This window comes from Treponema denticola (assembly GCF_024181645.1).
Classification (GTDB): Bacteria; Spirochaetota; Spirochaetia; order Treponematales; family Treponemataceae; genus Treponema_B; species Treponema_B denticola_A.
Window position 1 is genome coordinate 497,511 of record NZ_CP058624.1, and the last position, 14,159, is coordinate 511,669.

A 14,159-nucleotide genomic window follows, 5' to 3' on the forward strand; every position below is an offset into this window, starting at 1 on the left:
TAAATAAAAACTTGAAAATTCGCTTATTCAATGGTAAAATTATAGTAACCTTGACTAAGATTTTCTTGGTCTTAAAAATAGGAGGAGCTAATGAATAAAAAGCTCGTATGGATGATTTTTATAGCATTCATCCTTGGTTTGGTTGTCGGTATCGTCCTTTGGCAAACAGGTGTCGATGTCGGCGGTTATGTAACTTGGGTATCTCCTTTTGGAAATATCCTTGTATCTATGTTAAAGATGATCGTTATTCCGGTTATCTTTTTGTCTCTCATTTCCGGTGCTGCATCTTTACCTACAAAGGAATTCGGTAAGATAGGTGTTAAGGTTATAATCTGGTATTTTGTTACTTCATTGTTTGCAGCGATTGTAGGATCCTTCCTTGCTCTTGCCTTTAATCCGGGATCGGGAACTTCTCATGCCGAATGGGCGAGCCTAATGAGTATGGGTTCAGCCGAGATTGCTCCGGCTTCCGCAGGCTCTCTTGCAGATGTATTTTTAGATATGTTCCAAAATCCCTTTAAAGCTCTTGCTCAAGGAAACTTCTTGGCTATCATTGTTTTTGCTATTGCATTCGGTATTGCTTTAAAAATAATTTCTGAGAAAAATGATGCAAAATTGCAGGAAGGGGCAAAATTATTTTTAAATATCGTTGAAACTTGTAAGGAGACCGTATTTAAAATGGTTGACTGGATTTTGGCTTATTCACCCATAGGTGTATTTTGTTTGACTTCCGTAAACTTTGCACAATATGGTTCAAAACTTTTCGGTCCCTATGTAATGCTGACCCTCGGTGTTGTAATCGGTATTATTGCAATGGTCTTCATTGTTTATCCTATAATGATTGCCGTTTCGACACGTAAAAATCCGATTAAGATTATGATGCAGATACGCGAACCCATGCTTACGGCCTTTGTTACCCGAAGCTCTGCCGCTTCTCTTCCCGTATCTTTGAGAACGGCAAAAGAAAACTTGCACATAAGCGATAATCTTTCATCATTCGCTCTTCCCCTAGGCTCAACCGTAAATATGGACGGTGTATGTGTTCACTTACCTATGTTTGCTGTTTTGGCCGCCAATATGTTCGGAGCGGACATCAGTTTTACAGCCCTTCTGGTTTTGGTAATTACGACAGTCCTTGCCTCGGTAGGTGCAGGCGGTGTTCCGGGCGGCAGCTTGATGCTCTTATTCATTATTTTGCAAAATATGAATTTGGATCCGGCTCAGATAGCCGTAATCGTAGGACTCGCTCTTGGTATCAATCCAATCCTCGATATGTTTGAAACGATGAACAACGTTGCCGGAGACTTGGTCTGTACCTATTGTGTCGCCGATATGTCTGATATGATTGAAAAAGAATAAAAAATAAGCCTTGGAATTTAATGGGTAATGTCGATGAGAATTACCCATTAAATTCATCTTTACCTGCCTTGCAGTTGATTTTCACTTCGTTTTAGTTTCAAAGTTTTTTAATAAAATTATCTAAACTATTGACAATACAGGTTCCGATATATTATACTATTTTGTAAGATTAAGTTTACAATATTTGGGAGAGATCAAAGAAGTTATGTTTAAGATACAAAAGGAGTCCGGAGAGATTTTTAAATCTATCAGACTTAAAAGAATGTTCGGAGGTTTATTTTTGCTTTCGGATGAGTTTTTGGCGGTTGTGCCGGGATACTACATAGGACTTGCCGTAGATGAATTAAAAAATTCCACGATGACGCAAAGTGCCTTGATTGAATATGTGGTAAAGATAATTTTTTTCGCCTGTTTGAGTTATTTCTTATGTTCTATGTTTATGTTCTTTATTCACAATTCGGGAAACAGGGCGGCCTATCTTTTTAGAAAAAAAATAATTTCTTCGGTTTTAAAAAAGACTCCGCCGTTTTTTAAAAAATATACTTCAGGCGATATTTTGGCACGCTCCTCAAACGATGTTGCAGCCGTAGAAAATTATTTTGCTAGCGGCTTTGTAATGCTGATGGATTCCTTTGCCTATCCCGGAGTTACAATTTTTATGATGTCGGTTTTAATTTCATGGAAGCTGACACTTGCAGTCGTCCTTCCAATACCGCTTATAACTCTTATTTATTTTTCTTTGGGTAAAGTAATAAAGGATAGAACGAGTAAAACCTATGCGGAATTTTCCAAGGTCAACCAAGGTATTTTGGAGCTTGCCGAAGGAATAAAACTTATCCGTTGTTATGTGAATGAACAAGTCAGGTTAAAAAAACTTTCTTCCATTGTTAAAAATTATTTTTCGGTTCTTTATGCACAAGTTAAACTCACTTCCATTTTGCAGCCGTGTACAGCTTTTATTACAAATCTTTGTGTCATAATAGCCTTTTGCTACGGAGGCTATCTTGTTCGCATAGGAGAAATTACTTCAGGCAATCTTGTTTCGTTTTTTGTTTTTGTCGGAATAATTGCATGGAGCGGAATGGCAAGCGGCTTTTACTTACAAATTCAAAAGTCGGCAGATGCAGCTATTGATAGAATAAATGCTCTTATAAAAGATAATAACGAATTTCCGCCCATGGAAAACAAAGAGAAAATCGAAAGAATAGAAAAAATTTCTTTTAAAAATTTCAGCTTTGAATATTCCGATTCCGAAAAAAAAGTTTTACAGGATATTTCTTTTGAAATTTCACAAGGAGAAATTTTAGGAATTACCGGAAAAACCGGTTCGGGTAAAACAAGTTTGATAAAACAATTTTTCAGCCTGTATCCTCAAAATGAAAATATATTCGTAAATAATATTCCCTTAAAAAATTGCGATATTTTTTCTTTTAGAAATAAGACCGCTTATGTAAGTCAGCGTCCTCAACTTTTATCGGGAACCGTTTGCGAAAACTTGTGTTTTTATGAAAAGGAAATTGAAAAAGAAAAAATATTAAAGGTTTTGGAAGCAGCTGATGTAAAAAGCGACATCGAAAAACTTACAAACGGAATCGATACAAAAATAGGAGAAAAGGGAGTTATGCTTTCAGGAGGGCAAAGACAGCGAATTGCACTTGCCCGTGCTCTTCTTAAAGAACCGGAAGTTTTAATTTTGGATGATGCCATTTCTGCCGTCGATGCGGACACCGAAGTTAAGATAATCGAAAACCTAAAAAAATCTTCTTCATTTAATATCTGCATTATATCGGCACACCGTCTTTCAGCTGTTCAGCATGCAGATAAAATAATTGTGCTGGATGACGGTAAAATTATTCAACAAGGAACACACGAAAAACTTATAAAAGAAGGCGGCTGGTATGCGGAGCAGTTTGAGTACCAGCACAGCCATTCTGCGGAACTTATGCAAGCTGAAGATTCAGACCTGCAAATTGACGGAGGAAAAAAAGATGAAAGATAAGACCAATAAACTCAAAATAAATTACAGATTTTTTCTTTCGTACCTAAAATACTGCAAGGCTTATGTTTTTGCAGCCTTTGTTGCAGTAGGAATTTTTATTGCATCTTCAGCCTATCTTCCTACAATCACGGCAAGCGTTATAAATGCCGATCTTGTAAATATGCCCGGCTTAAAAGACTTTTTAATTAGACACGCTCTTTTGTTTTTGGGTACTGCTCTTTTATTTTTTTTATCGATGTATGTAAAAACATTGCTTTTTAGAAAAATTGCAAATACTGCCTGTGAGCATATTCAAATGGATATGGCCGGTCATCTTTTAAATTTAAAGATGAAACATTTTGATGAAATGACTTCGGGAAATATAATGAGCCGTTTTTCTTCCGATATAAATGCAGTAGGCGATTTATACTTTTCGGTTTTGGGCGAGGTATTTAGTGTAATTTTATTGTGTATAGTTTTATATATCCGCTTGGCATTTATGAGCCTCTATCTTTTTGGAGCGAGTTTTGCCTACCTGCCGATTATTTATTTTCTTGCTTGGTATTATTTAAAAAAAGCCGACAAGCCGACACGGGGTTATAGGAGTTCAATCGGAGAATTAAACGGATTTTTTAACGAAAGTATTAATTCTATTGAAAGCGTGCAAGCCTTTTGTGCAGAAGAAAAAATAGAAAAAGAATTCGATAGATTTAATCTTCCGGTATATACTTCAAAACGAAAAATGGTTTTACTTTCAGGGCTTTTTTCTTGGAATATTATTGCAGGAATTAGAACCTTAATTTACGCCGCCCTCTTGGGAGTGTTCGGGTATCTCTATTTTCAGGGAGCTCATTTTCTTGTCGGTACTCTTGTAATCGCTATAAGTTATAATAAGGAAATAACCGATATCTTTTTAAAATTGTTCATGCAGATAAATATTTACAAAAACGCTTTTGTTGCGGCGGGAAGAGTTTCGGAGATAATCAATTTTGAACATGAAAGAACAAACGGCACTCCTCATTCTCCCTTAGGCAATATAAAATTTTCAAACACTCAATTTGAATACAAGGAAGGTATTCCAATTTTAAAAGGACTTGATTTTAATGCAGAAGACGGAATGACCATAGCCTTTGTCGGAAAAACCGGCTGCGGAAAATCTACGATTATGAATTTGATTTTAGGTTTTTATGAAAATTCCGGGGGTGAGGTTTTAATTGACGGGAAAGATATACGCTCGCTTGAATTAAAAACTCTGCGTTCCAAGATTGCAGTGGTTTTGCAGGAACCATATCTTTTTACCGGAACAATTTTTGACAACATAAGTTTAAACGATCCTTTTATAAATAGGGAATCTTGCGAAAAAGCTTTAAAGGCTGTAGGCGGCATAAACATTATAGGACGTTCGGAAAAAGGTTTGGATGCAGAAGTGAGCGAAAACGGAAAAAACTTTTCGGAAGGCGAGAGGCAGATTATTTGTTTTGCCCGTGCCATGGTGAGGGATCCTAAAATTCTAATCTTAGATGAGGCTACTGCAAACATTGACACCGAAACCGAAAAACTTATAAATGCGGGTATCGAAGTTTTAAAGAAAGGACGCACAACACTTATAATCGCACACCGCCTTTCTACAGTAAAAAATGCCGATATAATAAACGTAATCGATGACGGCAAATTATTGGAATCGGGAACTCACGAAGAACTTATTGCCCTAAATTCCAAATACGCCGAATGGTACAGACTGCAAAAGTAAAATCAGTCTTTTATTATTGTCATATCGTTTGCCTGATATTCGGGCATAAAGCGTTTGATAAGGCCGGTTTCAAATTGGATGTTTACTACAAGCTCTCCGCTTGAAGCATCGGCTTTAATTATTGCCCCGTAGCCGTAATCATCGTGATAAATTTTTTCTCCCTTCTTCCATTTGGAAAGGAGGGGGTGTTCTTCTTTTTTTGTGCTAAAATCGGCAGGGATTTGTTTCCCGAAGCTGCCTGAAAAAGTAGAATAAGAAGATGAGGTCTCCGAGATGTTTACTAGACCTTGATCTATTTCGAAGATAAAGCGGCTTGGTTGGGTAAATGTCAGGCTGCCGTATAGGCGGCGGGAAGCACAGCTTGTCATGTAGAGAGCATCCTTTGCACGGGTGCAGGCTACATACATAAGTCTTCTTTCTTCTTCAAGCTCATCAAAGTTTCCGTTGTCGCGTGGGAAGACTCCCGTTTCAAGGCCCGTGATAATTACGTTTTTAAATTCCAAGCCCTTCGTGTTATGAATGGTGATGAGGTTTACGGAATCTTTTTTTTCTTCGGAGCCGGCAAGGCTTCGATCTAATTCGATGTGTTCTAAAAATTCACTCAAACCCTTTACCGAAAAATCGTAGAGCGAGGCGGTGTTTGCAAGTTCGTTTAAGTTTGCCGTTTTTTGAGTGCCGGAAGCCGAGTCTACCGATTCGTAATATTCGGCGAAGCCCGATTGTTTTAAAACCTCATAGATAAAAGGTGCCAAACCTTCGCCCTTTGGTTCTTCTTTTTTAAAAAAGATGTCTCCGGTTTCTATTATACTGCGTAATTCTTTTATTGTGTTTAAAAAATTCTTTAAGCCTTCCTTTGCTTTTTTTGTGAGGGAGACTGAATTAATGAGGGCAGACATGGCCGAGATATAATCGTCCTTGGACTCCAACATGAGCTCGTCGCTTTTTTGAGAGAACATAAGTTCTCTTGAAAGATCGATTAATTTTTTTTGAGTAATTTCTCCTACACCTCGTGCAGGCTTATTTATGATACGCCTTAAAGCCACCTCGTCCCTTCCGTTTGAGATAAGAGCAAGAACGGCAAGTGCATCCTTTATTTCTTCCCGCTCATAAAATTTTAAGGTGCCTATAACCTGATAGGGAATCTTTTTGTGTAAAAAATCCGTTTCAAAATTTAAAGATTGGGCGTTAGTCCTGTACAAGACAGCCCAGTCGGAATATGCTCCTCCGTTTTCGACCTCTTGCGATATAAGGCGGGCACAAAGTTCTGCCTCGGTTTCCTGATTAGGCAAAAAATAAATATGAGGCTTTTGTCCCTTTCCTCTTTCGGCAACAAGGGTTTTACCGAGACGGCCCGTATTCTTTTTTACAACGGAATCTGCTACCGCAAGAATTTCCGAATATGATCGGTAATTTTTTTCGAGCCTTATTATCTTCGTGTTTTTAAAAGTATCGGCAAAGGTTAATATGTTTTGAACTTCGGCTCCGCGGAAACGGTAGATCGATTGGTCATCATCTCCTACAACACAGATATAGGTGTTCTCTCCTGTGAGAACTTTTAAGAATTCGAATTGGGCTATGTTCGAGTCCTGATATTCATCGACCATTATTACTGAAAACCGGTTTTGAAGAGAGGCTCTGATTTGCGGATTTTCTTTTAAGAGCATAACAGGAATCATGATAAGATCCCCGAAGTCTACGTTTCCGGTTTCTTTTAATCTCTTTTGATAGTCGGAATAGATTTTTGCAAATTCGGGATTAGGATCGACTTCTTGCAAAAGCGGATCATCGGGGAGAAGGCAATAATCCTTTGCACGCGAAATTTTTTTTATGATGCCGCGGGCCGCATTTTTTGTAAGGGCGGGAGAGGCTTGGATTAAAAGGGAAAGAGCATCGTCATCATCATAGATTGTAAAATTATGTGAAAGGCCTGCCCATTCCGCATACATGCGTAAAATCCATGCTCCAAATGAATGAAAGGTTCGGATCATTGCCCGCTCTGCTCTTTTATCCAGATTAGATGCTCTTTCGGACATTTCTTTAGCTGCCTTGTTTGTAAATGTTACGGCGAGGATACGTTCAGGCTCGATATTATGTTCGGCAATGAGGTACGCAATCTTGGTGGTGATAACCCGGGTCTTCCCTGAGCCCGCTCCCGCAAGAATCAAAAGAGGAGAGCCCTGATGCTTAACAGCCGCAAGCTGCTCTTCATTAAGAATATTCAAATAATCCGGTTGAGCCAAAACAATCCTCCAAAAAAATTAAAGACCTTTCAGTTAAACTAAGGTTTTGCATTGTACCACGTTTTTACGGATTGTACAAGGGAAAGAATAATAAGGATTGATAGTGCTTTTAAACCTGCATCCATACACATATTCGGTTTTTTATGGTATAATGTAAAGTGTAGGAGCTCCCGGTTACATGAAATCTAAATCCATAAAAAAAATAGCCTTATGCATTATTTTCCTTTTTGCTTTAATTTTAATAGGAATTGCAGGCATAAACATCTACATGCTTAACTATTCAAAACCTTATATTTATAAAAACATTTCCGCCTTGCCGGAAAAATATGTTGTGATTGTACCCGGAGCGAAGGTGTATAAAAATACGGTTTCACATGTTGTGAGGGATAGGATCGAAGCCGCCGTAAATTGTTTAAAAAACAAAAAAGCCGAAAGAGTTTTAATTTCAGGCGACCACGGAAGAAAGGGCTATGATGAGGTAAACAGAATGCGTATTTTTATGCAGGATATTTACGGAACTGATGAGAACCTAATCTTTATGGATCATGCTGGTTTTTCTACCTACGAAACAATGTACCGTGCCCGGGAAATCTTTTGTATTGAAGATGCCGTTGTGGTAACACAGGCCTTCCATACCGCAAGAGCCGTTTACATAGGAAGAAAATTAGGCCTCGATGTCATAGCCTATGAAGCTCCTGAGGTTTTAAGGTACAGCAGGGAAACCCGTATAAGCTGGGAAATAAGAGAAGCCTTGGCAAGGGTAAAAACCTTCTTTTTGGTAATGTTCAATGTGAAGCCTACATTCCTCGGTAAGAAGATACCTATAACTGGAAATGCAAAAGACACATGGGATTTTTAAAAATAAATCTAAAAAATAAACTTGAAAAAAATAGATATTTACGATAAAATAATCATAGTTAGTTTATATTGACGGAGGCATTTATGTCGTATGAAACTCTTGTTGAACAGATAAAAACTTTACCGGATGTTTGCTTGGAAGATATTTCCAAATATGTACAGTTTTTAATTTATCAATATAGACATGAAAAAATGTCTCTTTTAAAAGAATCGGATGAAGAATTTGAAGCAAATATGAATAAAGGTTTTACCGATATGATTAATGGAAATGTAACTCCTTTAAACGATGCTTTTGAAGAAATAAAGTCAAGGTTTATTTAATGAAATATCAAGTTGTTATTTCAGATCAAGCAAAAGAAGATTTGAGCAGTATTTATTCTTACATATTAAATAATTTAAAATCAAAAATTAATGCCGATGCCGTTTTTAAGCGTCTTTATGAAGCAATGCAAGACTTAAATTTTATGCCGTATAGGTATCATCTATATCCAAAAGAACCATGGTTATCTCGTGGGATAAGATTCTTTAGTGTAGGTAATTATTCAATCTTTTACGCAGTTGATGAAGATACTTTAACTGTTACAATTATTCATGTGGTTTGCGGAGGTATACAATATGAGATTCCTGCTTCTGAGGGTGGAATCGACGGATTATTAAATAGTGGAAAAATTGAGCGAAGATGAGACTTTTAGAATTCAAAAGAACAAAATTGTTCGATGGCATTGAGGATGGACTATTCGATAAAGATTTTCAATTAAATATAGAGGGAAAATCTGTGTTATTTATTGTGGATGACATTACTCCACATAAATTAATAGACTGTCCGGTCAAACAAGATGTAATAAATAAATTGCATCTGGAATCAGATGGCATATCCAATATTGTGACAAAAGAGCAGCGATTACAGGTTTATTACTTAAATGAAGATGATTTGTTGATTATCTTTTCAATGGGTGAATATCAACCAGGAAGATACATGCTTTTCCTGGAAGGAGTCTTTCTTAAACTGAACTTATTTCCAACTTAAATAACTCCTCTGGATTACCTTGTAGAACTCTTGGAATTCTCTGGGCAAAGTATTTCTATTTTCCAAGGGGCTTTAACTAATTCAGGATTGAAATATAAATAGCTAAGGAGTATTTTATTATGTTACATACTCCAACTGTTTTTGTAAAGAAATTTCTCCGTTTCACTCATTTGCCCAAAGGGGATGGCCAATTTCGATCCATTCGGTGCTTGTGCTTGCTGCAATGGGTCGCCTTGTACAGCTCCCGTTATAGACTGGACCCATAAAAAAAATAACCTTATGCATTATTTTTCTTTTTGCTTTAATTTTAATAGGAATTGCAGGCATAAACATCTACATGCTTTTTGGTAATGTTCAATGTGAAGCCTACATTCCTCGGCAAGAAAATACCGATAACTGGAAATGCAAAAGACTCATGGGATTTTTAAAAATAACCCCGCCCGGCCGTTCAAAAGACAGCAAGGCGGGGTTATTTTCAGATAATCGGAAAATCGATTAGATGTGGATAAACGCTCCGGGGCCGAGGGGCAGACCGAAGATGTACCAAATAATCATGAGGCCTATCCATGAAAGCAAGAATGCGATTGAATAGGGCAGCATGGTTGAAATCAATGTTCCAAGACCGGAATCTTCATCGTATTTTTTCATAAATACAACAATCATTGCAAAATAGCTCATCAATGGCGTGATGAGGTTTGTACTTGAATCTCCGATTCGGTAAGCAACCTGTGTTAAGGCAGGTGAAAGGCCGAGGTTTACCATCATGGGAACAAAGATAGGAGCCATAATAGCCCACTTTGCAGAAGCCGAACCCATGAAGAGGTTAAGGAAGGCTGCAATAATAACGAAGGAGATTATAAGCGGTAAGCCTGTAAAGCCGATGCTCTTTAAGAAGTTTGCACCGTTTACCGAAATGATTGTTCCGAGGTTTGTTTTTCCGAAGTAGTTTACAAACTGTGCAGCGAAAAAGCTCAATACGAGATAACCGCCCATCGAGCTCATAGCCTGCGACATACCCTTAACAAGATCGTGTGAAGAATTAATCTTTCCTGTTTTCTTTCCATAGATAAGACCGGGAATCAAGAAGAGTAAAAGAATGACCGGTAAAAGACCGCCGTGCATAAAGTTTGAAATTGAGCTTTCCCCTGTTTTAGGATCAATTTCTCTTAAAACTGCAAGCCCGGGGATCTTGGGAAGACCGAAAAGTCCGATGATTAAAATAACAGCCATAATCAAAACGGAAATACCTGCAAGTTTGAGCCCCTTGTTTTCAACATCGGAAATCGGCATGTTGTCCGGCTTGTATGATCCGTTATATGTTCCTAAGTTCTTTTCAACAATTTTTTCCGTAACAAATGTACCTACAACGGTAAGTATAAATGTTGAAGCAATCATAAAGAACCAGTTACATGTCGGGTCGATAGCTATATCCATTCCGGCATTGTGCAAGGCTTCAACAGTGATACCTGTCAAAAGCGGGTCGATTGTACCAAGTACGAGGTTGGCAGAGAAACCTCCCGAAACGCCTGCGAAAGCGGCTGCAAGACCGGCCATCGGGTGGCGGCCTGCATTAGCAAATACGATGGCTCCGAGGGGGATAACAACAACATAACCTGCGTCCGAAGCGATATTGCTCATAATACCTGCAAAAACAACAACAACAGTTAAAAGTCTGGGGTGAACACCTGAAAGAAGCTTTTTAAGAGAGGTATTGATAAGACCTGTCCACTCTGCAACGCCTACACCTAGCATGGCAACCAAAACTGTTCCCAAGGGTGCAAATCCCGTAAAATTCTTGGTAGCGGTGTTTAAAATGTACCTAAGACCGTCAAGGTTTAAAAGCGAAACAGCTCCGATAGTAACTTCTTTTCCCTTTTTTGCATCAAGGTAGGTAACAGGTGTACCGTAGGCTTCTGCGAGTGCAGAAACGATGATTACAATGATACTTAAAATTAAGAAAATCATAGCAGGATGCGGCAGCTTGTTTCCGATCCTTTCAACTCCTTTTAGGAAGCCTGAAACTTCCTTGTTCTTTTTTTTATCCATGAAGAACTCCTAGAAAATGTATTTGCCTATGTAGAAAGGCAGTTTCGGCATTATATATGATGATGTAAAATATGACAAGTTAGCTTTTCTAAATTTCGTAAATATTTTAGCATTATTTTTGCAGAATATTGATTTTTTTCCGAATTTTTATTATTTTTTATACATGAATATAGATAAGTATACAGTTAAGGCATCGGAAGCCGTTCAAGAGGCTTCTTCGCTTGCCCAACGAGACGACCACAGTCAGGTTGAAAGTGAACATCTTTTGTATGTTCTTTTAGAACAAGAGGACGGAATTGTTCCGCCTTTAGTAGAAAAAATCGGAGTAAGTCCCGAAAGTCTTTTGGATGAACTCGACAAAATGCTTGACAGAAAGCCCCGTGTTACGGGACAGTCCGCTCAAACTTATATTTCGCCCTTACTTGCAAAGGTCTTTGCAAATGCCGAAGGCTATGCAGATAAATTAAAAGACGAATACGTTTCTACCGAACATCTTTTACTTGCCCTAAGTGAGTCTAAAGACGAAACGGGAGAACTCTTGCGCTCACGGGGTATCAATCTAAAAAATCTGCTTTCCGCACTTAAAGAAATCCGCGGAAACAACAGAGTAACAAGCGAAAATCCCGAATCTACATTCAGAAGTTTGGAAAAATTTTGCCGTGACCTTACACAGCTTGCAAAAAACGAAAAGATAGATCCCGTAATCGGGCGGGATGAAGAAATAAGGCGGGTAATGCAGGTGCTTTCCCGCAGAACAAAAAACAATCCCGTTTTAATCGGAGAACCGGGAGTCGGAAAAACAGCCATAGTCGAAGGCCTTGCAAGGCGTATCGTTTCAGGCGACGTGCCCGACAGCTTAAAGGGAAAAAGACTTTTATCCCTCGATCTCGGAGCCTTGGTTGCAGGAGCAAAATTCCGCGGCGAATTTGAAGAAAGATTAAAGGCCGTAATTTCCGAAGTGCAAAAATCGGAAGGCCGAGTCATTCTATTTATCGACGAGCTTCACACCCTTGTAGGTGCCGGAGCGAGCGAAGGCTCGATGGATGCTTCAAACTTATTAAAGCCGGCCCTTGCCCGCGGAGAGCTCAGGGCGATAGGAGCCACCACCTTAGACGAATACCGAAAATACATCGAAAAAGATGCAGCCCTTGAACGCCGCTTCCAACAGGTTTACTGCCCCGAACCTACGGTTGAAGACACAATAGCAATCCTGCGCGGCTTACAGGAAAAATATGAAGTTCATCACGGGGTACGCATAAGGGATGAGGCCCTCATAGCGGCAGCTGTACTTTCCAACCGTTATATCACAAACCGCTTTTTGCCCGACAAGGCGATTGACCTTGTGGATGAGGCTGCAAGCCGCCTTAAAATGGAAATAGAAAGCCAGCCTGTTGAACTTGATCAGGTTGAGCGAAAAATTCTTCAGTTGAATATCGAAAAGGTTTCTATAGGAAAAGAAAACGATACGGCCTCAAAGGAAAGGCTTTTAAAACTTGAAGAAGAATTGGCAGAGCTTTCTTCAAAACGGAATACGATGCAGGCCCAATGGCAAAACGAAAAGTCCCGCATTAACGAATCCCGCAAATACAAGGAAGAATTGGAACAGCTCCGTATCGAAGAAACCAAGTACAGCCGAGAGGGAAATTTAAACAAGGCCGCCGAGCTAAAATACGGAAAAATTCCCGAACTCGAAAAGAAGATAGCAGCCGTTACTGCCGAGCTTGAAAAAAAAGCAGGCCAGCAGGGACAGCTTTTACGCGAAGAGGTTTGTGAAGAAGATATAGCCCGAATCGTTTCAATGTGGACAGGCATTCCCGTTGCAAAAATGCTTGCAAGCGAGATGCAAAAATTTTTACAGCTTGAAAAAGTTTTACAAACCCGCGTCGTCGGACAAGATGAAGCCGTAAGAGTTGTTTCGGATGCTATAAGAAGAAACAAGGCAGGCCTTTCCGACATGAACCGCCCCTTGGGAAGTTTTTTATGCATAGGCCCCACAGGTGTCGGTAAGACCGAATTAGCCAGAACCTTAGCCGACTTTTTGTTCAATGACGAAAAGGCCCTTACCCGAATTGACATGAGCGAGTACATGGAAAAACATTCCGTGAGCCGCCTGATAGGAGCACCCCCCGGCTATGTGGGCTATGATGAGGGAGGCCAGCTTACAGAGGCCGTAAGACGGAGGCCCTACAGTGTAATCCTCTTTGACGAAATCGAAAAAGCCCATCAGGATGTGTTTAACGTCTTTTTGCAGATTTTAGATGACGGGCGTCTTACCGACGGGCAGGGCAGGGTAGTCGATTTTAAGAACACAATTATAATTATGACAAGCAACATAGGCTCCGAGTACATATTGACCGCAAAGGATATGGGAAGTATAAGAGAAGAAATTACCCAAATCCTCCGCGATAATTTTAGGCCCGAATTTTTAAACCGTATCGATGAAATCCTAACCTTTAACAGGCTCGAAAAAGAGCATATCCGAAAGATTGTCGATATTCAGCTAAGGTCAGTTGCAGAACGCTTGCAGGCCCGCAGACTAGGCTTAAAAGTTTCGGATAAGGCTAAGGATTTTCTTGCAGACATAGGTTACGACCCCATGTTCGGTGCCCGCCCCCTAAAGAGGGCCATACAGGCCGAGCTTGAAAACAAACTCGCCCGCGAAGTTCTTGAAGGCAAATTCCCCGAAGGCAGCACAATACTGGTTGACAAGGGAGAGGACAGCCTTATCTTTAAGAAGGGGTAAGAGTTAAATAAATTTTAAAATCATTTATCAAAGTAATATAAGCACACTGCATCTTCTAAAAACTTCAGTTTTTAGAAGATGCCCGTATTAGTATTGAAAAAACCTATAAATTATGATAGTATCGTCGAATAGTATAAAAGAATTCATAATTTTTGATG

General features: G+C 39.2%; 11 protein-coding genes. 9 read left to right on the forward strand and 2 right to left on the reverse strand.

Annotated features, from left to right (window positions below; all coding sequences use genetic code 11):
* Positions 1–90: 90 nt before the first annotated feature.
* The 3 genes from HO345_RS02350 (at position 91) to HO345_RS02360 (ending at position 5,087) form a co-directional block, all read left to right on the forward strand.
* Entirely contained in the window at positions 91–1,359 is a 1,269-nt protein-coding gene (locus HO345_RS02350; protein ID WP_253683652.1) for a dicarboxylate/amino acid:cation symporter, read from the forward strand.
* A 205-nt stretch (positions 1,360–1,564) separates the two neighbouring features.
* On the forward strand, positions 1,565–3,358 hold the full coding sequence (locus HO345_RS02355) for an ABC transporter ATP-binding protein (RefSeq protein ID WP_253683653.1): 1,794 nt from the start codon (positions 1,565–1,567) through the stop codon (positions 3,356–3,358).
* Entirely contained in the window at positions 3,348–5,087 is a 1,740-nt protein-coding gene (locus HO345_RS02360; RefSeq protein WP_253683654.1) for an ABC transporter ATP-binding protein, read from the forward strand. The genes HO345_RS02355 and HO345_RS02360 overlap by 11 nt, the downstream gene beginning before the upstream one ends.
* Before the next feature lie 2 nt (positions 5,088–5,089).
* Here HO345_RS02360 and HO345_RS02365 read toward each other — a convergent pair whose 3' ends face one another.
* On the reverse strand, positions 5,090–7,327 hold the full coding sequence (locus tag HO345_RS02365) for an ATP-dependent helicase (protein WP_253683655.1): 2,238 nt from the start codon (positions 7,325–7,327) through the stop codon (positions 5,090–5,092).
* Between the two features lie 178 nt (positions 7,328–7,505).
* Between HO345_RS02365 and HO345_RS02370 the strand changes: the two genes are divergently transcribed.
* From HO345_RS02370 to HO345_RS13195, 5 genes are all read left to right on the forward strand, one after another.
* Complete coding sequence (locus HO345_RS02370) at positions 7,506–8,186, forward strand: SanA/YdcF family protein (RefSeq protein WP_253683656.1); 681 nt, start codon at positions 7,506–7,508, stop codon at positions 8,184–8,186.
* An 83-nt stretch (positions 8,187–8,269) separates the two neighbouring features.
* Positions 8,270–8,506 carry a hypothetical protein gene (locus HO345_RS02375; protein WP_253683657.1) on the forward strand — a complete coding sequence of 79 codons (237 nt, stop codon included), beginning with the start codon at positions 8,270–8,272 and terminating at the stop codon, positions 8,504–8,506.
* Positions 8,506–8,868, forward strand: coding sequence for a type II toxin-antitoxin system RelE/ParE family toxin (locus HO345_RS02380; protein WP_002667766.1), 363 nt, complete (start codon positions 8,506–8,508; stop codon positions 8,866–8,868). The genes HO345_RS02375 and HO345_RS02380 overlap by 1 nt, the downstream gene beginning before the upstream one ends.
* A complete protein-coding gene (locus HO345_RS02385; RefSeq protein WP_002674291.1) occupies positions 8,865–9,212 on the forward strand; it encodes a hypothetical protein in 348 nt (115 codons plus the stop codon). The genes HO345_RS02380 and HO345_RS02385 overlap by 4 nt, the downstream gene beginning before the upstream one ends.
* A gap of 337 nt (positions 9,213–9,549) precedes the next feature.
* The gene (locus HO345_RS13195; protein ID WP_002667767.1) at positions 9,550–9,711 is read left to right on the forward strand and encodes a hypothetical protein; all 162 of its coding nucleotides are present in this window, start codon (positions 9,550–9,552) and stop codon (positions 9,709–9,711) included.
* Here HO345_RS13195 and HO345_RS02395 read toward each other — a convergent pair.
* Positions 9,708–11,258: an AbgT family transporter gene (locus tag HO345_RS02395; protein WP_253683658.1), complete on the reverse strand. Its 1,551-nt coding sequence runs from the start codon at positions 11,256–11,258 to the stop codon at positions 9,708–9,710. The two genes, HO345_RS13195 and HO345_RS02395, sit on opposite strands and share 4 nt — an antisense overlap.
* Positions 11,259–11,421: 163 nt before the next feature.
* On the opposite strand from HO345_RS02395, the gene clpB reads away from it, so the two are divergent.
* Positions 11,422–14,001: an ATP-dependent chaperone ClpB gene (gene clpB / locus HO345_RS02400; protein ID WP_253683659.1), complete on the forward strand. Its 2,580-nt coding sequence runs from the start codon at positions 11,422–11,424 to the stop codon at positions 13,999–14,001.
* Positions 14,002–14,159: the final 158 nt, after the last annotated feature.